Origin of the sequence: Vibrio sp. JPW-9-11-11, assembly GCF_013369335.1 — a bacterium.
Lineage (GTDB): Bacteria > Pseudomonadota > Gammaproteobacteria > Enterobacterales > Vibrionaceae > Vibrio.
Genome location: NZ_SZQJ01000009.1, coordinates 228,789 through 249,776, shown reverse-complemented (window position 1 = coordinate 249,776; position 20,988 = coordinate 228,789). Strand labels below are relative to the sequence as shown.

Genomic DNA, 20,988 nt, shown 5'->3' with positions numbered 1-20,988 from the left:
AAGAAGCCAGCATAGGCTGGCTTCTTAGTCGGTAAACTAACAACTATAGGGCGCGAGAAATCGCATCAACGCTCTCTTTCGCATCACCAAACAACATTTGTGTATTTTCTTTAAAGAACAATGGGTTTTGCACACCAGCATAACCTGTATTCATTGAGCGTTTAAAGACAATCACGTTTTGAGCGTTCCATACTTCCAATACTGGCATACCAGCAATCGGGCTGTTTGGATCTTCCAGTGCTGCTGGATTGACCGTGTCGTTAGCGCCGATCACAAGTACCGTATCGGTTTCTGGGAAGTCGTCATTGATTTCATCCATCTCTAATACGATATCGTATGGTACTTTCGCTTCAGCAAGTAACACATTCATGTGACCTGGTAAACGCCCCGCTACAGGGTGAATACCAAAGCGTACTTCAACCCCTTGTGCACGTAGCTTCTCGGTAATTTCATGTACCGGATATTGAGCTTGCGCCACGGCCATACCGTATCCCGGAGTGATGATGACTGACTTAGAGTTCTTCAGCATCTCCGCCACGTCTTCTGCCGTTGTTTCACGGTGCTCGCCCTGCTCTTCATCGCCCGAAATTACGACTTCTTGACCAAAACCACCGGCAATGACACTGACAAATGAACGGTTCATTGCTTTACACATAATGTAGGACAGAATGGCACCAGAAGAACCGACCAAGGCACCAGTGACGATCAATAGATCGTTAGCTAGCATGAAACCCGCTGCGGCGGCAGCCCAACCTGAGTATGAGTTAAGCATAGAAACCACGACTGGCATATCCGCACCGCCAATCGACGCGACCAAGTGGTAACCAAAAGCAAACGCAATCAGTGTCATCACGATCAAGGCGAACATGCTACCGTCAGCGTTAACAAAATGAAGCATTAACAATGTCGAAACAACGATAGCCGCCAAGTTCATTTTGTGTTTATGTGGCAGATTCAGTGGTGAAGAAGAAATCACACCGCGAAGCTTACCAAACGCAACCACAGATCCTGTGAACGTTACCGCACCGATGAACACGCCAAGGAAGACTTCAACAAGGTGAATAACGTGTTCAGCATGGGTCGCTGCCACAGGTGCATCAAGATAGCTGTTATAGCCTACCAAAACCGCCGCCATACCAACGAAACTGTGCAAAATCGCGACCAGTTCAGGCATTTCAGTCATTTCAACTTTTTTGGCGTAGTGGATACCAATACCACCACCAATCACCATAGCAATAATGATCCAAGTGAAACCTTGAGACTCAGGGCCAAAGATCGTTGCTATTAAGGCGATCGTCATACCCGCGATGCCGTAATAGTTCCCCGATCTCGCCGACTCTTGCTTGGACAAACCCGCCAAGCTCATAATAAAGAATAAAGCAGCAACAATATATGCGGCTTGTACTAATCCTGCAGACATTCCCTGTTACTCCTTAGTCTTTACGGAACATTTCAAGCATACGCTTGGTCACGGTGAAACCACCGAAAATATTGATACTAGCGATCAATACGGCAATAAATGCCAACACAGAAACCACACCATTACCCTGTCCAATCTGCAACAGAGCACCGACAACGATGATTCCTGAGATGGCGTTAGTGACCGACATTAACGGGGTGTGAAGTGCGTGTGTCACATTCCAAACCACATAGTAACCGACCACACAAGCGAGAACGAATACGGTAAAGTGAGATAGGAATGCCGCTGGTGCAACTGATGCTACCCAAGCGAATGCGCCGACAGCGGCCACTAAACCAGCAATTTTTTTCACCGGAGATTTAGGCGCTTCGACTTGCGGTTCAGGTTTTGCTTTCGGTTGTGCCGGTTTTTGTTCAGGTTGCGCTGAAACTTGAATCGGTGGCGCTGGCCAAGTCACTTCGCCTTCTTTAACAACAGTCACGCCACGTAGAACAACATCTTCAAAATCAATGTTGATGTTGCCATCTTTTTCCTTGGTTAATAACTTAAGCAAGTTAACGATGTTGGTTGCATAAAGTTGTGAGGACTGGGTTGGAAGACGCCCTACCATATCGGTGTAACCGACAATTTTGACTCCGTTTTCAGTGGTAATGACTTTGTCGGCCACAGTGTATTCACAGTTACCGCCATTGGCTGCAGCCAAGTCAACAATCACACTGCCCGCTTTCATACTATCAACCATCTCTTTGGTGATAAGCTTCGGTGCCGGACGGCCAGGAATTAGCGCTGTTGTGATGATGATATCAACGTCTTTTGCTTGCTCAGCATAGAGCTCAGCGGCTTTTTTGTTGAAATCATCCGACATTTCTTTCGCGTAGCCATCTCCTGAGCCTGACTCTTCTTTGAAGTCAACTTCCAGGAACTCAGCGCCCATAGACTGGACTTGCTCTTTAACCTCAGGTCGAACGTCGAACGCGCGAACGATGGCACCTAAGCTACCTGCTGCGCCGATGGCTGCAAGGCCTGCGACCCCAGCGCCAGCGACTAATACTTTTGCTGGTGGTACTTTACCTGCTGCGGTAATTTGCCCGGTAAAGAAGCGCCCAAACTCATGCGCCGCTTCGACTACAGCTCGATAACCCGCGATATTCGCCATTGATGATAGCGCGTCGAGTGCTTGAGCGCGCGAGATACGAGGCACGGCATCCATCGCCATGACATTGATGTTTTTGCTCGAAAGCTTTTCCATCAACTCAGGGTTTTGTGCAGGCCAGATAAAGCTAATTAGGCTTGCGCCATCTTTCAATAACGCAATCTCATCGTGATTATCATCTGAGAGTGGCGCATTCACTTTGAGAATCAGATCTGAGTTCCAGACTTCCTCAGCACTGACGATATTTGCGCCCGCGGCAGTAAAGGCCGCGTCATCAAAGCTCGCTAGCTCTCCCGCTCCGGTTTCGATATTGACCTCGAAACCTAATTTTAATAACTGCTCAACCGACTTTGGCGATGCAGCCACTCGCGTTTCACCCGCAAGTATTTCTTTTGGCACACCAATTTGCATTAGCTATTCCTTGACTATTGGCAACAATGATTGTTCTGTTTTTATCCAACGTATTCCGATACTTCAAGCATTTTGTAACAAAAACACAAAATATCATTACATATAACCATTGGTAATCGATTATTGTGCTTCCCATCTAGTTACCTAACAACACTCTTTTCAATGAACAGAGGTCTAACCAGTATAGATAAAATTACGCAAAAACAAGAGATTATGTTGCGTCCAAAATGAAAAAAAGAGCCATCAGCATAGCGGCTAATGGCTCTCAAAATTATGATGTTTATCAATTTGAACAGGATCTACTGAAAAATGTTGTCGCCCATCTGATCAATAAACATCTGTGCTTTTTTAAGCATGAATTCATTCGCATCAGTTTCACTGGCCAGAACATCGGAGCGAATAAAACGGTGGGTTTTGGTTTCATCACCAAATTGTTTGGTAATCTTTCCTGCAATCCGAAACTGTCCCCCTTCAGATAACGCTTCTTGATAAATTAAGTATCCTTTGTATTCAACAGGTTCTACTTGAGGCTCCACCTTTGTTTTGGCCCCACCAAAAAAGCGAGAAAAAAGTCCCACACACTGCTCCTAGTCTCTATTTAGTTTTCTGCAATATCGGTTTCTCAAACCACTCCAGTTCTACGTCATCATCAAACGCTTGACGACTAAACATAACCGGAACCTCATCTTTGCGGTTTTTGCGCCGATCGTCAACTATCATTGTTTTCGCGGCTTCAATCGCGTTTGCAGCGTACTCTTTGAGTGTGACTAGTCTTTCCTCCGGTAAAGCAGAAAGAAAATCGATATCATAACGAATGTAGACAGGCCTCAACTGGCTGAGCGCTAAACAGGCAAGATCGGCCAGTTGTTCATTATCAAAGTGGTCCGTGTATTCTGGTTTGGCCAACTCTTGTCCAACGAGAGTTTCCATGTAGTTATGTACGTCTACGCTTATTTGCATGCTCACCGGCTCCTTTAGTGACTCGTATATTACGAATTCATTTATCGCTACTTATCTATTCCGCACTCTAGCAACGAATAACACAACACCGAATACGGTTTCGGCTATTTTTGCACGTAAACTACCCATCTTGGCAATTTTCACTCTTAAGTTTAGTAAAAAGCTTGGAAATTCATCAAATAAAAGTATTCTTAACGGGCTACCAATCTACGAATTATTTAGGCTAGGTTAAATGTCGTTTTCGCTCGTCACTACAAATGGGTTTCGCTTGTCGTTGCCATTGCTCCTTATGACGTTTATCGCGCTAGGTATCGACAATGTTATCCACCTCACACGAACCAACTTAGACATCGTTTCCAACCTGCCGTTAGTTTTATTTTCAGTTGCCGTTGTTTTAGGTCATGTGTTTAAGCAAAGTCGCATCGCCATGGTAGCGTGCGCTATGATGCTCGCGTATTGGATAATTCAGACTCGACTCCAGAGCCCTCTCTCTTCCGGCACCACCATATTAGAGTTATCGTTATTAGCCGGGTTGTTGCCCGTTGCTTTAATTCTGGTTTATAGCTACAAGAATGCCAACTTGTTGTCTCGTGGTTTCGGGATTTACTGCTTGATATTAGCAATGTTGGTTTGTTGGTCTTACGTGACGTTGACGTATTTTTATGAAGGCGGGTTTGAAAACATTAACGACACTTTCCTTTATGTCATTCCACAAGTGTCTAAGCTGCCATTCATCCTGACACTATACAGTCTCGCTATGGTGTTATTGCTGGCTATCTGTGTTTTGAGCCAAAACCGAATTATCGATTCCGTTGTATATACCGCGGTTTTACTGTCATCAGTCACATTCGTCTTTTTCGATATCACCTATATATCCAGTACACTCTTCTCGCTTGCTGGGATTTTGCTTCTGGTTCAATTACTGTCAGCCAGTTACGAGCTGGCTTTCATGGATACGCTCACCGATATTCCCGGGCGCTTAGCGCTAGAGTCGGATATGCGCCACCTAGGCCGTCGCTATACCATCGCAATGCTCGATATTGATCACTTTAAATCATTCAATGATACCTACGGTCATGACACTGGGGATGATGTACTTAAGCTTGTGGCGTCAAAGCTCAAGCACGTAGGTGGAAAAGCAAAGGTGTATCGATACGGAGGCGAAGAGTTTACCGTGTTATTCAAAGGGAAGACCGCCCAACAGGCTCATGAGCACCTCGAGCAGTTGAGATTATCCATTGAGTGTTACGAAATGGTGATTCGTGATCAGCAGAAACGCCCCAAAAATGATAAACAAGGCAGCAAAACCCGCGGCGCCAAGAAGGATTGTGACAGCGTCACCATTACCATTAGTATTGGCGTTGCCGATAGTAGCGAATCAAACAAGGTGTCAGAGGTGCTAAAAAGTGCCGATAGCGCACTGTACAGAGCCAAACAGGCTGGGCGAAACCGCGTCTGTCTGGCTTAATTTAAAGGCCGCAAGCTAAACCGTTTCGATCACACAACAAAACGGTTACGTCCTTGTGACTTGGCTTGATAGAGTTTATTGTCAACCTGCTTGTACAGCTCCGCACATTCTTCGTGCCCGTTAGGTTGGAGGGTCAACACCCCCTGTGACACTGTCACCAGTGACGACACATCACTGAATTGGTGAGGAATAGCCAAATCGGCAAGGGCGATTTGAATTCGCAACGCATCGTTTTTCGCTTTGTCGCTATCGGTATGGCCAAGCAAGATAACGAACTCTTCGCCTCCGTAGCGGCCTACCACTTCACCGCTGCGAACAAATAACTGATTTAAGCATTTGGCAATACTAATCAGACATTTATCACCTTCGATATGGCCATAATTGTCGTTGTATAGTTTGAAACGGTCAACATCGAGTAGAATCACACTCAGTGGCAATTGGTGCCGTCCGTGCAGAGCGATCATCTCTTGCAGTTTACTATCAATATAGCGACGATTTTTCACCTTGGTCAGCCCATCTTCTTGCGCAAGCTTCTCGAGTTCCTCATTGGCTTTGGCTAACTCGGCAGACTTTTGTTTCAACTCACGTCGCATAAAAGCGATACGTTGCATGGCAATGAGTTTTGAATTGAGCACCAGCTTATCGACGGGTTTGATCAGATAATCGTCGCCCCCCGCTTCTATCGCTGTCGCAATCATGGTCGGCTCATCGTGACCACTCAAAAAGATTATGGGTACCCAGTCAGGAAATCGGGAACGAATTTTACGCGAGACCTCAAACCCGTCCATATCAGGCATTGTGACATCCAATAAGATTAGATCAGGTTCAAACTCGGGATACAAGGCTAGAGCTTGCTGACCCGACTCAGCCATTTCAACCGTGTGCCCTAGCTGTTTTAATCGAATGGCTAGCTGAATTCGTTCCATTTGGACATCATCAACCAACAAAATCTTCATTGAAGAACCGGTCACTTTCACGCGATCACTACCCCAAACTGAATGAATTGGTAAAGGTAATAGCAGCTAGTAAATTGATTTGCTTACACAAAAATCGACAATACCGCTAAACAAAAGCATACTCTACCTTAAACCAATCAGCCAACCATGGTTGACATTTAGCGCTTTTTTTTTACGATAGCGCCGATACATACACATTTTAAGAGAATTACGACATGTCTGATGTTAATCCAACCGAGCAACCGAAAGTCGACTTAGCAGAGGTTTCGGCAGAGCTTCGCCAGGTTATTGAATTTGATGAAGTGCCAGAAGCAATGCACCACATGGTGACCTCTATTCACGAAGTCTCAGAAGAAGCGGTTCGCGAAGCTTGGAGCGAATTACCGAATAGTGCACAGAATGTGTTGGATAACTTCGAGCAGTTTCATGCTCTCATTTCTGTCAGTCAGGCATTTGCAGGGCTTAATGTCATGGAAGAGCTTCCGAGCCTAGATTTGCCAAAAGAGATGACAGAACAAGACAAAGAAGAGTACCGAGCGCAGTTGCTCGATCAAGTGCTACATAACTGTGTTAAAGACATGGTAAAGCAGATTAAGAAAGCACGTCGCGATCCTATTCTAAAACGCGACTTTACTGACGTGTTCGCAAAATAAAATCAAACGCCGCTCTTGCGGCGTTTTTCTTTGTTCACTGAGTTGACGAGTTCACGACGATGTCTCTTTGAGTGACACTAACCCCTTTTATTTGCACATACACTGGCATTCCTTTTTCGAGTTTTAACTCATCCCGTGCCCAGGCGGTAATCGTCGCATTCAAAAGGCAATCAGGCGCGAGCTCAATTTTTAACTCGATACTTTGCCTTTCATGTCCGTGGCTACGTAGCTCTAAGTCGGCGATCGTTGCCGGTAATACATTTCGAATTGAGGTGCGCTGTGGTTTATCTAACACCACAGATACATCGTTTGCTCTCACTTGCAAGCGGACTGATTGGCCTATTTCCCCTTCGATTTTTTGTACCCAAAGTGAAACCCTTGGCGCGAGCTCGACTTGTGACAGTGCGTAAGACTCGTTGTGAGCGATCAGGCGTCCTTCAAACAGCGAACTTTGCTCAGAAAAACTGTGCCAAGGTTTCATCGCCTGCGACGCCCAAATTTGCTCTATGGGCCCAGAGGCGACAACTTTGCCCAGATCAATCACCACCAGTTGACTTGCTAATCGCAACACTTCATTAAGACTATGAGAGACATACAAGATTGGGATTTGCACGCATTTAGCCAGTTGTTCAAGGAAGGGCATGACTTCGCGTTTGCGCGGTAAATCTAACGAGGCGAGAGGCTCGTCCATTAGCAATATACGTGGCTTAGACAGTAATGCTCTGCCTATCGCTACCCGTTGCTTTTCACCGCCAGAGAGTTGATTAGGATAGCGAGTTAACAGTGGCGCTAAAGCAAGCAAATCAACAATTTGAGCAAAGTGTTGAGGATCAAATTGTTCAACACCATACAAAAGGTTACCTTTTACCTTGTAATGCGGAAATAGTCGGGCGTCTTGAAACACGTAGCCGATCTGCCTGTGGTGAACGGGGACATCAATACGACGACTCGAGTCATACAGCACTTCGTGCCCCACTTTAATTACGCCTTGTTGCGGTGTGGTAAGCCCAGCGACTGCATTGATTAGCGATGTTTTGCCCGCCCCAGAGCGACCAAATATCGCGGTAATACCTTTGTCGGGTAAGCGCAGATCAACATCAAAATCAGTGCTGCCTAGCCGTTGTCGGTACTGAATGACCAAGTTACTCATGGGGAGCCCCCACGCGTTTTGCACTCGAACGTGCCAGCCACTCCGAGGCCATCAGTGACCCCAAAGCAATCACAATCGAAATCACACACAAACGCATCGCTTGATCTTCCGCGCCAGGTGTTTCAATAAACTTGTACATTGCCAAGGGAATGGTTTGCGTTTCACCCGGAATATTTGAAACGAAACTAATAGTTGCGCCAAACTCGCCAAGACTTCTGGCAAACGAAAGCATGCTACCGGTAATGATGCCAGGTAATGTTAATGGCAGCGTGATGGTACAAAAGATCTTCAACGGCGAGGCTCCGAGTGTCGCAGCCGCTTGTTCTAGTTTAGTATCCACACTTTCTAGGCTTAATCGAATAGCTCGCACCATTAAAGGCAGCGCCACCACAACGCAGGCCAATACCGCTCCTTTCCAACTAAACGAAAACACCAGCCCAAATTGTTGATAAAGCCAAGCCCCAAGCCAACCTTGACGTCCCATGGTGATGAGCAGTAAGTAGCCAATCACCACAGGAGGGAGCACTAAGGGGAGATGAATGAAGCTGTCTATCACGCTTTTACCAAAAAACTGTTTACGGGCGAGCAGCCAAGCAAGCCCAATCCCAATTGGAATCAACCAAATCAGCGCGTACGCCGCGACTTTAAGGCTAAGCAACAGCGCTTGAGACTCGTATACCGACAGCACTAGAGAGACTCCTTAGGCGATATAAAACCGTATTGAGCTAAAATTTGTTGGCCTTGGGCACTGTTTACAAAGTTTGCAAACAACGCACTGCTCGGTTGATGGGTCAATTGAACCATGGGGTACACTATCTGTTCGTGGCTGTTTTCGGGCAGCTCAGCGATAATGGCAACATCATCACTTTGCAGCGCGTCAGTTTGGTAAACAATTCCTAACGGCACTTCTCCCCGCTCTGTAAGCGTCAAGGCGACTCTGACATTATTCGTTGGTGCCAAGCTCGCCTCGAGGCTAGTCCATACACCGAGTGTTTGCAGCGACTGCTTTGCATACATGCCTGCTGGTACGGAACTCGGATCACCGATGGCGAGCCTTTCTCCTTCGCCAAGGATAGACAACCAATCTTGTGTTTGCGTGACATCAAGTGCTAACTTGCGTTGCTTACTTATCACCACCAGTCGATTAGAAGCCAAATTAGTGACGTTGTCACCTTTGACTATTTGTTGATGAATAAGATATTCCACCCATTTTCTGTTCGCCGCGATATAGATATCGACTGGCGCACCATGCTCAATTTGGCGTGCGAGTGATGAAGTACCGCCAAACACGGTGACAACATTCACCTTATGCTGATATTGGAACTGTTCAACCAAACTAGACACCGCGTTAGTCATCGATGACGCCGCATAGACGCGTAAGGTGTCGGCAGCATTGGACGACAAGCTGATTAACGACAGACAAACAGACAAAAGCAGCCTGCGTTTCAAAAAACAAGAAGCGAACATTATTGTGGCCATAGTTTATTAAGGTCTAAGTGTTGCTCAATTGCATCTGCGATGCGGTCTATTGCTTGTTGCTGGTTTTGCTGATGATCAACCTCTGCAATGTGTTCGATGCCGCACCAGCGACCAAGCGCGGTCACTGCATCTGGCTGGTTAAAAATACCGTGGAGATAGGTGCCAAACACCTGATTGCAATCACTAAGCGCACCATCTCGTGTATTGGTATTGAGAACGATTGGTTGCTTACCTGTCACTTGGGTCACCCCAGCATGAATCTCATAGCCGCTGACATCAACGGTCACTTCTCCGAGGGTTAATCTGCCTTTGACATTAGTAAGCTTTTTCTCACTGGCAAGTGTCGTTTCTATATCGAGCAATCCCAACCCCGCGCTCGAACCTGCGGCGCTTTCAATCCCTAACGGGTCGTGTAACCAATGGCCCAACATTTGATACCCACCGCAAATACCGACCACTTTCCCGCCAAAACGCAGGTGTCGCCTAATTTGTTTGTCCCAACTTTGGCTGCGCAAATAGTCAAGATCGCTGCGCACAGATTTAGAGCCCGGCAAAATAATGACATCCGCACCAGATAAGCTTTCACCTTTACCCACGTATACCAAGTTGATATCAGGGTTTGAGCGCAAAGCGTCAAAATCAGTGTGGTTGCTGATCCTAGGCAACACAGGCACTTTAACTGTTAACTGTGTTTTGCCGCCGCGGCGCTGTTGTACGTCAATCGCATCCTCGGCTTCTAAGTCAAACCCGTGCAAGTATGGCAGTACGCCTAACACGGGTTTACCCGTTTTCTTCTCCAACCAATCCAAGCCTGACTGCAACAAGCCAATATCACCACGAAAGCGATTAATTACAAAGCCTTTGACACGTCGCTGCTCGCTTTCAGACAATAGCGCCAAGGTGCCATATAAGTGGGCAAACACGCCTCCTCGATCAATATCTGCGATGATAATAACGGGGACATCGGCTTGCTCAGCAAAGCCCATATTGGCGATGTCGTTTTCACGTAAATTGACTTCAGCTGGGCTTCCCGCCCCTTCGATTAAGATGCAATCATACTCTGTTTGCAAACGCGCAAAAGAGTCCATGACAACAGGCATGGCCACTTGTTTATAGCTTTGGTAACCGAAAGCATCAACCGTTGTGGTTGCTTTACCTTGAAAGATGACTTGCGCCGCCATGTCACTATTGGGTTTTAGCAGTACAGGGTTCATATCTACAGTTGGAACCACGTTGGCCGCCATTGCCTGAACAGCTTGAGCACGGCCAATTTCTCCCCCATCGGGCGTGACGGCACTGTTCAACGCCATATTTTGCGGCTTAAATGGGGCAACATTCACCCCTTTGCGGGCCAAAATCCGGCATAAGCCTGCCACCAGAACACTCTTCCCTGCATCTGATGTTGTTCCTTGGACCATTAACGCTTGATTGGTTGCTAGCATGAGACTGATTTACTTATTAAACGAAGCGCCATAATAACGACTTTTTACCAAATTTCTCAATAATCTGAATCGAATATGAACTGAGTGCTCAGCATGAATTCAACAACGCTTTGCTTTAATCACATCGTCAAATATTCATCGCCACAGGAGAAAAGCATGAACAAAGTTATATTCGTCACAGCAATGAGCATCGTTTTGGCCCCCTCATTGGTCATAGCCAAACAAACGAGCATCAATCAGGGCGTTGACTACAAGGGACCCATTGAAATAAGCGAGGTGGCATCCTTGTTAAAAGAAACCAATTTTTTGACCGATAAAGATGTCGTGGTTGAAGGGGTATTGTCGCGCCAAGTGAATCACGATACGTTCATTTTCTCAGATGGAAGTGGAGAGATTCAAGTCGAACTGGATGACGACATTACGCTCATGCAACCCCTCGACAGTGAGACTCATGTGCGCCTATTTGGCGAGTATGAAGGGGGAAGCACGCCAGAAATAGAAGTTGAGCGTATCCATGTTTTATAAATGACTGATTTTACTCTCTGATTGCGTTATCATTTGGCTTGTTTATTGCAAGCCAAATTTTTAGTCAATTTTTTATTGCCAGTCGGAGACCACTTTGAAAAAGATCATCTTGGCCAGTGCCCTCGCCTTTGTTGGGTTCAGTGGAAGCGTTCAAGCGAACAACTTTAACTATAATTACCTAGAGTTCCGCACGGCAATGGGGCCCGAGACTTTTGGGGCCGAGTTCAGTACTTACTTTACCGAAAACTCACACTTTGTCTTTCGTGCTGACAGCCAATTTGATAAAGATTACGACTTAGCGGGTGGAATTGGCTTCAATGGTCCTATCAATCAGTTTGCAGACATTTATGGTCAGTTACTGATTCACCGAGTCAGATTCGACAGAGAATCTGGCGGTGGCAGTGAAACTCGAGCTGAAATCAATGTTGGCGGCCGTGTTTGGTTAGCCGATCAACTCGAAGTGACCGGGCGCGTAGGACGCAACGAAGACGCTTCAGTTTTCCACGCTGGCGTACGTTTCCATTCGACTTCCCAGCTTTCTCTCTCAGCAGAAACGCGCAACAACGGCCTGTATGGCCCACAAATCACTATGTCAGCACGTTTTCAATTCTAAAATAGTTCGCGTCAGTCCCGCCACATGGCGGGACGTTTGCCTTAACGTACGATAATTTTTCTTGGTATCAGTTCAATCCCCGGTTTATAACGCTTAGCAGTAGCATTCAACGCGAGCTCCATGGCACTATCGGCAATAAGTTCAAACTGTTGCGGTAGCGAGTTAATTTTCGTTGGCAGAAAGTCGAGTAAACGGTTGTCACCAAATGTCGCCAACTTCAGCTTAGGCATAAGGTGCGGTTTTTTGGCTAATACATCTAAAATACCTTCAAGCAGAGTATAAGATGTCGTTACAATGGCATCGGGCACTCTGCCTTCCTCGCACCAACGTTCAAATACTTGTTTACCATTCTCCCGATTAAAATGCTCCCCGTAACTGATTTGCGTTACAACGCAGGCACTTTCGGCGGCAGACTTAAAGCCCAACTCCCGCTCTTTTGAAATATTCAGTTCAGGTAACGCACCGATGAGGCCAACCGTGTTCACGCTATTGCTGAGTACAGATTCTGTCAGTTCGAGCGCACCACTGAAATCTTCACTTAGTACACATGAAAAATGTTCGTCATCTAACGGGCGGTCGAGTGCGATTACTGGCGTACCTTTATCTTGTAGCGCTAAATAGTAGTCGCTAGCACCTGGTATAACACTCGCGACAAACAGTGCGTCCACTTTACGACTGATCAATGCATGAACCACCTGCTTTTCTGTATCTGGTTCATCATCTGAACATCCAATCAATATTTGATAGCCAGCTGAACGTGAGTTCTGTTCGAGAAGTTTGGCTAAGCGAGCATAACTGGTGTTTTCGAGATCAGGAATAACTAATCCAAATGAGCGGCTCTGCCCCACACGCAATGTACTCGCAGCTAAATCAGGACGGTAATTGTGCTCATCCACTACAGCCATGACTTTACGCTGTGTTTTCTCACTGATTCGATACTTCTGCGCTTTGCCATTAATGACGTAACTGGCTGTCGTTTTCGACACACCAGCAAGTTTCGCGATTTCATCCAGAGTCATTTCTTCAACCTTTGTTCTGTGCGCCGGATCATAGAACAAAGCAAATGATCCAAGCTGGAGTTGAATTATACGCTGAAACGATTCAGTATAAAAGCTGAAAGGATTCAGCAAGAGTTCAAAAAGTGAAGGTGGTCAACTATAGGCCCATTTTTGCTTAGCGCCCTCTCTCTGAACTGAGATTGTAGAGGCGAGAATGAGTAGAACTGCTGATTCCAATATATTTTAACTTTTTGCTGAATCGATTCAGTTGCACTAAACAATGACAATTGCGTCGTTAATCAGCAGTAAGTGATTTGCTTAAGTCGAGCAATCGATCGAACAATTATTATCAAGCTGGAGAGCCCCATGCTTAAAATCAATTCACGCGATATCACACTATCGCAATCGGCCAGTAATAAAATCGATGCAATTAAGAACATCGCACAGAGCCTTGCCTCTCTAAAGTTGGTGCAACCTGGCTATGTAGACGGCATGTTAAACCGTGAGAATCAAAACTCGACATATCTTGGCAATGGTATCGCAATCCCTCACGGAACGACTGACACTCGAGATCAAGTCAATACCACAGGCGTGGCGATACACCATTTCCCTCAAGGGGTTGACTGGGGTGACGGCCAAACGGTTTATCTCGCGATTGGTATCGCAGCAAAATCCGATGAACATTTGGGTATTTTAAAACAACTGACCAAAGTATTGAGTTCCGACGGGATTGAACAACGCCTTCGTGATGCCAAAACCGAGGAGCAAATCATTGCGCTACTTAATGGCGAAGTTCAGTTGGACGTCGACTTCGATCCTTCATTGATCCAGCTCCAGTTCCCTGCCAGCGACATGATACAAATGGCGGCGGTAGCGGGTGGATTACTCAAAAACACTGGGTGTGCTGAAAGCGGTTTTGTTGCAGATTTGGTGACTAAAGAGCCGACCCACTTAGGTAAAGGCCTTTGGTTGGTCGGTAGTGATCAGCATGTGTTGCGCACCGGTCTCTCTTTTGTATCAACCAATAATGATTGTCAACATAGAGGGAACAAAGTACGAGCGTTGATTGCTTTCTCTGCTTGCAACAACGCACACCTTGCCATTCTAAAGCGCATTACTGACCTTATTTATCTACAGCAGCAAGACACACTTGTCGACGCCACAGCGGAACGATTGATTGAGCTTCTAACTGAGCAAACTATTGCCACGAGTACACCAGCAACTGGTGACCAATCGGCTGTGTTTAAAATCAAAAATGCTCATGGTTTACACGCTCGTCCTGGCGCTATGTTGGTAGCCGAAGCGAAGAAGTTTGAGTCGAGTATCCGGGTGGCCAACTTAGATGGTGATGGCAAACCTGTGAACGCGAAAAGCCTAATGAAGGTGATTGCTTTGGGCGTCAAACATGGCCATCAGCTGCAGTTTACCGCCGAAGGTCACGATGCGGCTCAAGCACTGGAATCAATTGGTTGCGCGATTAATGCTGGTTTAGGTGAAAGTTAAGGGGACACAATGAGCAATCTAACGACAAAACGGGTTGTAACCGTCACTCTTAACCCTGCTCTCGATCTCACCGGTAACGTTGAGTCTATTAACCTTGGCAGTGTGAGTTTAGTTGAACAGAGTAACCTTCACGCGGCAGGCAAAGGCGTCAATGTTGCAAAAGTACTCTGCGACCTGGGCGCACAAGTCACGGTCACCGGATTCTTGGGTAAAGACAACCCCGAGCTGTTCCAACAGCTCTTTTGCCAAATCGGAGCAGAAAACGAATTTGTTGAGGTTGACGGGGCAACGCGAATCAACGTCAAACTGGTCGAGTCAAACGGTCAAGTCAGCGATATTAACTTTCCCGGTGTCCACGTAAGTGCGCAGGCAATCGCTCAATTTGAAGAGACACTGTATCGCCTAGCCCAATCCCATGACTATTTCGTGTTTGCCGGTAGTCTCCCGCTAGGGGTTTCTCCACATCAATATGCTGCATGGATCGCACACTTAAACACACTTGGAAAAAAAGTGTTGTTTGATAGCAGTAAAGCCGCGCTGCGCGCTGGGATTGAAGCCAAACCTTGGTTAATTAAACCCAATGACGAAGAGCTTAGTGACCTCGTTGGAGAAGAGTTAACTACGCCTGAGCAGTGCCAAAACGCCGCGCAGCAGCTTAATCAATCGGGCATTGAAAACATCGTCGTCTCTATGGGTGCCGACGGAGTGATGTGGCTCCACCAAGGCCAATGGCTTCGTGCACAACCTCCAAGAATGGAAGTGGTTAGCACCGTTGGTGCAGGCGATACATTAGTTGCCGGGTTGTGTTGGGGACATATGCAGAACCTGGAAAAAATTGAATTACTTCGCTTTGCCACCGCACTGTCGGCTCTAGCAGTAAATCAGGTAGGCGTGGGAGTAACCAGTCAGCAAGAACTGGAACGAATCACGCTTGAAACCCAAGTTGTAAAACTTGAACAAGCAAAAAATGATAACGGAAACTAAAGGACAAAGGGTTACCAGTATGAATATTGCGATTGTTACCGCCTGCCCAAGTGGCGTGGCGAATAGTCTGTTAGCCGCCGGACTACTTGAAAAAGCGGCGGAATCTTTGGGTTGGAATGCGGTGATTGAATGCCAATCAACGGTCGTCGAACCACAACATCTTACTCAAGATCACATTGACCAAGCGCAAGCGATTATTATCGCTGCAAACTGCCGGGTAGAGACTAACCGTTTCATTGGTAAAAAAGTGTATCAAGCAGAGATTGAATCAGTCATTGCCGATCCAAGCGCTTTTTTACAGCAGGCGGTCAATGAGGCCGTACTACTTGAACAAGCCACTACCCTACAACCAAGCGCTCGAGAAACTGACGCGACCGGTAAAAAAATTGTCGCAATCACTGCGTGCCCAACAGGTGTCGCGCACACATTTATGGCCGCCGAGGCACTGGAAGAAGAAGGTAAGCGACGTGGTCATCAAATCAAAGTCGAAACCCGTGGGTCTGTTGGCGCTAAAAATCAGCTCACCGAACAAGACATTGCGGAGGCAGATTTGGTCATCATTGCGGCCGACATTGAAGTTCCACTAGACCGCTTTAATGGCAAAAAAATGTATCGCACCAAAACGGGGCCTGCATTAAAGAAAACCGCGCAAGAAATCGACAATGCTTTCGAACTCGCGACGATATATCAGCACACCGGCAACACAAGCTCGGCCAGCAGTGACGAGAAAAAAGGCGCCTACAAGCACCTAATGACCGGCGTCTCTCACATGTTGCCCGTCGTAGTGGCCGGTGGTCTTATCATCGCGCTTTCTTTTGTGTTCGGTATCGAAGCATTTAAGGAAGAAGGCACATTGGCTGCCGCTCTGATGACAATAGGCGGCGGCTCTGCGTTTGCGTTGATGATCCCCGTTCTAGCGGGTTACATCGCTTTCTCTATTGCTGATCGCCCAGGCTTGGCCCCAGGTTTGGTCGGTGGCATGCTTGCTAGCTCAACTGGTGCAGGCTTCCTCGGTGGTATCGCTGCAGGCTTTATCGCCGGTTACGCAGCCAAGTTGCTTGCTGAAAAAGTAACGTTACCTCAGTCAATGGAAGCGCTCAAACCTATCCTGATCATTCCTTTTGTCGCGACGCTGTTTACCGGCCTGGTGATGATTTACATCGTAGGCGGTCCTGTCTCTGGCATTATGAACAGCTTAACTGAGTTCCTAAACAACATGGGTTCAGACAGTGCTGTTCTACTTGGTGTATTGTTGGGTGCGATGATGTGTTTTGACCTGGGTGGCCCAGTGAACAAAGCAGCTTATGCGTTTGGTGTCGGCTTGTTGGCTTCTCAGACTTACGCACCAATGGCAGCAATCATGGCAGCGGGTATGGTGCCTGCGCTAGGAATGGGATTAGCGACATTCATCGCGAAGAACAAGTTTGACCAAAGCGAGCGTGAAGCAGGTAAAGCGTCATTTGTTCTCGGTCTCTGCTTTATCTCTGAAGGTGCTATCCCATTTGCAGCCAAAGATCCTATGCGCGTTATCCCTGCGTGTATGGCAGGTGGCGCATTAACTGGAGCCCTATCTATGTTGTTCGGCGCTAAGTTGATGGCTCCCCACGGCGGTCTGTTTGTCCTACTGATCCCGAACGCAATTACTCCAGTCGTCATGTACTTAGTCGCTATAGCTGCAGGTACTGCTGTAACTGGCTTTGTCTATGCGCTAATTAAAAATAAAGCTGACGCGAAGCAAGCCACTGCTGCAACCGTTTAACTTGCCTCGTCCCCCGATGATTGGCTCAAGCACCTTCACTACGAAGGTGCTTTTTTTGTTATCTCTGACTATAGCTCTGTCTTCCAAATAAAATCAGTTGCTTAAGGCCACACTATTCAATTATGCTCACTGCAAAGCGCCCAATGTTCCGCTATATTGGCCGAGATATTGTCGCCAAGGATGTTGAAGACCTGATAATGAATAGACGCAGTTCAAAGCTTATTGTTCAATTCCTCGTTGTATTTTCAGCGCTGGCGTTTGTTCCTTTTCTCTATTTTTACACTCAGTTTGGTCAGTTAGAGGCTAAAACTGAGCAATATGTCGAGCAGTTAAATCGTAACAAACTCGAATACGCCAAAGCGGAGCTTCAAGCCTCTCTCGCTAAAGTCTCGACGTCGTTAAACTATTTGTCTAACAATGGCATGCTCAACAAAGCACTGTCAGAACCAACCAAAGAGAACATCGACGCATTACAAGATTTTTGGATGTTGATCGTTCGCACGCAAGGCTACTACTCACACCTGAGATTTATTGACGCTCAAGGCATGGAAATCGTGCGAATTAACAGTAAGGAAGGTTTTGCTGAAATCGTGGAACCTGGTCAACTGCAGTACAAAGGCGATCGAAACTACTTTAAGTACGCGCAAACACTGACCAACACCGAAGTGGGTGAATTTGGCATTGATCTAGAGTCAGAACATGGACAAATCACCACCCCGCTCACTCCAGCTTACCGAGTGATTTACCCTATTGCGTTAAACGGTCAAAGGCTTGGCTACTTCATTGCCAATCTCGATTTGCCACGTATTTACCGCGGCTTAGCTTACAAACGGAACGTCGACTACCTGCCAAATATTGTCAATAAAGATGGCTTTTATATTATGTCTCCGACCAATGACGGCATTATGGGGCATCTCGTCGCGGCCAATCAGCAACATAATATCGCCAACCAATTCCCTATGCTTTGGCAACAGATTCAACGGCAAGACTCCGGTACTTTCCGCACTGGCGACCATTGGTTGTCATTTACTAACGCCACATTCGACAATATTGAAAACATTGAAAAGCTGACGTTCTTCATCGCCACTGATCTAGCGACCGCACAGGCTTTTACCGACATGGAAAGCCGTGATCTTTACATTCAAGCGAGCTTTATTCTCATTATCCTATTTCTGCTCACTTTTACATTTGTCGCCTGGAATCATAACCATGTGAAAAATAGCCTAGACAGCAAAATTGCCCGCGCTGCGATGAATGGTATGTCAGCGGTGGTTATCACTGATAGAAACAACCGAATTATCCAAGTCAACAGTGAGTTTACGCGGGTCAGTGGCTACACCCTTGAAGACGTCAAAGGTAAGCCGCCTTCTGTTTTTGCCTCTGGTCGGCACCAACAAGAGTTCTACATGAAAATGTGGAAAGTACTCGAAGAGCAAGGTTTATGGGAAGGGGAAGTCATTAATAAACGGCGCGATGGATCGCTAATTACCGAAATTCTTCGTATTCAAACGGTCAAAGATGGTCGCGGAACCATTCAATTTTATGTCGCCTCGTTTGTCGATATCTCTCACCGAAAAGAGCTCGAAGACAGACTGCGCGAGTTGAGCGAAAAAGATCCGCTGACTTCGCTTTGGAATCGACGTAAGTTTGATTCAGAAATGCAAACCCAAACCTCTCGCATACGCCGTTATCGCAAACACGAAACCGCCACGCTGGGCTTGATTGATATCGATTATTTCAAACGTATCAACGATAAGTATGGACACGATAAAGGTGACGACGTCATTAAAGACGTCGCGCGTTCCCTTAAATACCACTTAAGAGAAACCGATTTGGTCGCTCGAATAGGCGGAGAAGAGTTTGCCATCATTATGCCTCACACTGAGTTGCGTGAAGCTGAGTCTGTACTGAACCGCATTCGTATAGCAATCAACCTAGAGAGCGAACTGAATATCACGGTGAGTGCGGGCCTAACGGAAATATCCGGATCGCCAGAAGCGACCTACAAACGTGCCGATATTGCACTATATGAGTCAAAAACTCTGGGCCGCAATCAAGTCTCCACGCTATCGGTCAACGAAGCTGACTCCATTGCATAAATCTGGTGCGCCTGCACTCAGCGGCGCACCAAAATATCACATTTCACCTCACCTACTTCGCTAAGTCCTTATTCGCACGTTGTTTTGTAGTTGGCGCATTTCTTGAACTAAGCTTAATACCTACGTATTCCCGACGCGCTATATGGAGATTCCAATGCAAGACGTTCTCACCGTGATCCTCGCCGGTGGTATGGGTTCACGATTAAGCCCCCTTACTGATGATCGTGCCAAACCCGCTGTACCATTTGGGGGCAAGTATCGCATTATCGATTTTACCCTCACCAACTGCCTTCACTCAGGTTTACGCCAAATCCTTGTTCTTACTCAATACAAGTCGCACTCACTACAAAAACACCTACGCGACGGATGGTCTATTTTTAATCCTGAACTCGGTGAGTTCATCACGGTGGTTCCGCCCCAAATGCGCGGAGGAGGCAAATGGTACGAAGGGACCGCCGACGCTATCTATCACAATTTATGGCTACTTGAGCGCAGTGATGCCAAACACGTCATCGTCCTATCCGGCGACCACATCTACCGTATGGACTACGCCGAAATGTTAAAAGCCCATATCGAAACCAATGCAAATCTGACCATCGCGTCAATGGCCGTTCCAAGGCAAGAGGCTTGTGCTTTTGGTGTACTCTCTATTGACGATAACCAGCGTGTCAGGACGTTTAGCGAAAAGCCCGCTAACCCAGAGCCCATGCCCAGCAACCAAGATCAAAGTTTGGCCTCGATGGGTATCTATATATTCGAAATGGAAACACTACAAAAAGTCCTTCGAGACGATGCTAATAACGCTCAGTCATCGCATGATTTTGGCAACGACATTATCCCTAAACTGATCGATGAACAGCAGGTATATGCCTATAACTTTTGCTCTGACCGAGGACGCGTTGCACGTGACTGCTACTGGCGAGATGTCGGGACTATTGACTCATTCTATCAAGCCAACATGGACTTGCTCGAACCGATGCCGCCAATGAATCTTTACCAACCGGATTGGGGCATTCGAACCTATGAAGCACAGCTTCCCCCTGCACGCACCGTGTCGTCGGCCACAGGTAATGAGGGCATTTTTATCAACTCAATGATAGCAAGTGGCGTGATTAACTCGGGGGGCTCAGTACAGCATTCGATCATTTCATCAAATGTGACGATCAATGATAGTGCCACCATAGTCGACAGCATTATCTTTGGCGGCGTCGAAGTGGGTGAAGGGTGCAAGTTGGTCAACTGCATTATAGATAAACACGTTAAGCTTCCTGCTTATACTGAAATTGGCCTCAATCCCGCAGAAGATGCCAAGCGCTTCCATATTTCTGAGAACGGCATCGTCGTCGTGCCAGAAAGCTATCAGTTTTAATCCTATAAAAAAGCCTTGAGAGAGATCTCAAGGCTTTTTGCTATCA

Annotated in this window: 19 protein-coding genes; 9 read left to right on the top strand and 10 right to left on the bottom strand. The window is 46.7% G+C overall.

The features are described from left to right. Nucleotides 1–43: 43 nt before the first annotated feature. The 4 genes from pntB to FCU94_RS13415 form a co-directional block, all read right to left on the bottom strand. Nucleotides 44–1,420: a Re/Si-specific NAD(P)(+) transhydrogenase subunit beta gene (pntB, locus tag FCU94_RS13430; RefSeq protein WP_176289023.1), complete on the bottom strand. Its 1,377-nt coding sequence runs from the start codon at nucleotides 1,418–1,420 to the stop codon at nucleotides 44–46. Between the two features lie 13 nt (nucleotides 1,421–1,433). Then, nucleotides 1,434–2,984, bottom strand: coding sequence for a Re/Si-specific NAD(P)(+) transhydrogenase subunit alpha (locus FCU94_RS13425; RefSeq protein ID WP_176289022.1), 1,551 nt, complete (start codon nucleotides 2,982–2,984; stop codon nucleotides 1,434–1,436). Nucleotides 2,985–3,283: 299 nt separating this feature from the next. Next, a complete protein-coding gene (locus FCU94_RS13420; protein ID WP_176289021.1) occupies nucleotides 3,284–3,562 on the bottom strand; it encodes an HlyU family transcriptional regulator in 279 nt (92 codons plus the stop codon). 16 nt (nucleotides 3,563–3,578) lie between these two features. Then, on the bottom strand, nucleotides 3,579–3,944 hold the full coding sequence (locus tag FCU94_RS13415) for a late competence development ComFB family protein (RefSeq protein WP_176289020.1): 366 nt from the start codon (nucleotides 3,942–3,944) through the stop codon (nucleotides 3,579–3,581). Nucleotides 3,945–4,176: 232 nt separating this feature from the next. Here FCU94_RS13415 and FCU94_RS13410 point away from each other — a divergent pair, with 232 nt between their 5' ends. Next, nucleotides 4,177–5,412: a GGDEF domain-containing protein gene (locus FCU94_RS13410; protein ID WP_176289019.1), complete on the top strand. Its 1,236-nt coding sequence runs from the start codon at nucleotides 4,177–4,179 to the stop codon at nucleotides 5,410–5,412. 29 nt (nucleotides 5,413–5,441) lie between these two features. Here the strand turns inward: FCU94_RS13410 and FCU94_RS13405 are convergent, their stop codons facing one another. Next, nucleotides 5,442–6,368, bottom strand: a complete 927-nt coding sequence (locus tag FCU94_RS13405) for a GGDEF domain-containing response regulator (protein WP_176289018.1) — start codon at nucleotides 6,366–6,368, stop codon at nucleotides 5,442–5,444. A gap of 215 nt (nucleotides 6,369–6,583) precedes the next feature. Here FCU94_RS13405 and FCU94_RS13400 point away from each other — a divergent pair, with 215 nt between their 5' ends. Next, the gene (locus tag FCU94_RS13400) at nucleotides 6,584–7,021 is read left to right on the top strand and encodes a DUF3069 domain-containing protein (RefSeq protein WP_176289017.1); all 438 of its coding nucleotides are present in this window, start codon (nucleotides 6,584–6,586) and stop codon (nucleotides 7,019–7,021) included. Nucleotides 7,022–7,055: 34 nt separating this feature from the next. On the opposite strand, the gene modC is transcribed toward FCU94_RS13400, so the two are convergent. From modC to FCU94_RS13380, 4 genes are read right to left on the bottom strand one after another with little or no spacing between them, the layout of a single operon-like run. Further along, complete coding sequence (gene modC / locus FCU94_RS13395) at nucleotides 7,056–8,171, bottom strand: molybdenum ABC transporter ATP-binding protein ModC (RefSeq protein WP_176289016.1); 1,116 nt, start codon at nucleotides 8,169–8,171, stop codon at nucleotides 7,056–7,058. Continuing rightward, nucleotides 8,164–8,859 (bottom strand): molybdate ABC transporter permease subunit, encoded by a 696-nt coding sequence (gene modB, locus FCU94_RS13390; RefSeq protein ID WP_176289015.1) that lies wholly within the window; start codon nucleotides 8,857–8,859, stop codon nucleotides 8,164–8,166. Before modB ends, modC begins: the two co-directional genes overlap by 8 nt. After that, nucleotides 8,859–9,638: a molybdate ABC transporter substrate-binding protein gene (gene modA / locus FCU94_RS13385; RefSeq protein WP_176289014.1), complete on the bottom strand. Its 780-nt coding sequence runs from the start codon at nucleotides 9,636–9,638 to the stop codon at nucleotides 8,859–8,861. The genes modB and modA overlap by 1 nt, the downstream gene beginning before the upstream one ends. After that, entirely contained in the window at nucleotides 9,638–11,092 is a 1,455-nt protein-coding gene (locus FCU94_RS13380; RefSeq protein ID WP_176289013.1) for a cobyric acid synthase, read from the bottom strand. The genes modA and FCU94_RS13380 overlap by 1 nt, the downstream gene beginning before the upstream one ends. A gap of 156 nt (nucleotides 11,093–11,248) precedes the next feature. Between FCU94_RS13380 and FCU94_RS13375 the strand changes: the two genes are divergently transcribed. Together FCU94_RS13375 and FCU94_RS13370 are read left to right on the top strand one after the other, a co-directional pair. Further along, nucleotides 11,249–11,617 (top strand): YgiW/YdeI family stress tolerance OB fold protein, encoded by a 369-nt coding sequence (locus FCU94_RS13375; RefSeq protein ID WP_176289012.1) that lies wholly within the window; start codon nucleotides 11,249–11,251, stop codon nucleotides 11,615–11,617. Nucleotides 11,618–11,711: 94 nt separating this feature from the next. Next, nucleotides 11,712–12,230 (top strand): hypothetical protein, encoded by a 519-nt coding sequence (locus FCU94_RS13370; protein WP_176289011.1) that lies wholly within the window; start codon nucleotides 11,712–11,714, stop codon nucleotides 12,228–12,230. Nucleotides 12,231–12,271: 41 nt separating this feature from the next. On the opposite strand, the gene cra is transcribed toward FCU94_RS13370, so the two are convergent. After that, on the bottom strand, nucleotides 12,272–13,249 hold the full coding sequence (cra, locus tag FCU94_RS13365) for a catabolite repressor/activator (RefSeq protein WP_255199270.1): 978 nt from the start codon (nucleotides 13,247–13,249) through the stop codon (nucleotides 12,272–12,274). Nucleotides 13,250–13,594: 345 nt separating this feature from the next. Here cra and fruB point away from each other — a divergent pair, with 345 nt between their 5' ends. The 5 genes from fruB (at nucleotide 13,595) to glgC (ending at nucleotide 20,942) form a co-directional block, all read left to right on the top strand. Beyond that, entirely contained in the window at nucleotides 13,595–14,731 is a 1,137-nt protein-coding gene (gene fruB / locus FCU94_RS13360) for a fused PTS fructose transporter subunit IIA/HPr protein (protein WP_176289009.1), read from the top strand. Between the two features lie 9 nt (nucleotides 14,732–14,740). Next, on the top strand, nucleotides 14,741–15,715 hold the full coding sequence (gene pfkB, locus FCU94_RS13355; protein ID WP_176289008.1) for a 1-phosphofructokinase: 975 nt from the start codon (nucleotides 14,741–14,743) through the stop codon (nucleotides 15,713–15,715). Nucleotides 15,716–15,734: 19 nt separating this feature from the next. Continuing rightward, a complete protein-coding gene (fruA, locus tag FCU94_RS13350; RefSeq protein WP_176289007.1) occupies nucleotides 15,735–17,474 on the top strand; it encodes a PTS fructose transporter subunit IIBC in 1,740 nt (579 codons plus the stop codon). A 197-nt stretch (nucleotides 17,475–17,671) separates the two neighbouring features. Then, nucleotides 17,672–19,573, top strand: a complete 1,902-nt coding sequence (locus FCU94_RS13345) for a sensor domain-containing diguanylate cyclase (protein ID WP_176289006.1) — start codon at nucleotides 17,672–17,674, stop codon at nucleotides 19,571–19,573. 154 nt (nucleotides 19,574–19,727) lie between these two features. Continuing rightward, nucleotides 19,728–20,942 (top strand): glucose-1-phosphate adenylyltransferase, encoded by a 1,215-nt coding sequence (glgC, locus tag FCU94_RS13340; protein WP_176289005.1) that lies wholly within the window; start codon nucleotides 19,728–19,730, stop codon nucleotides 20,940–20,942. Nucleotides 20,943–20,988: the final 46 nt, after the last annotated feature.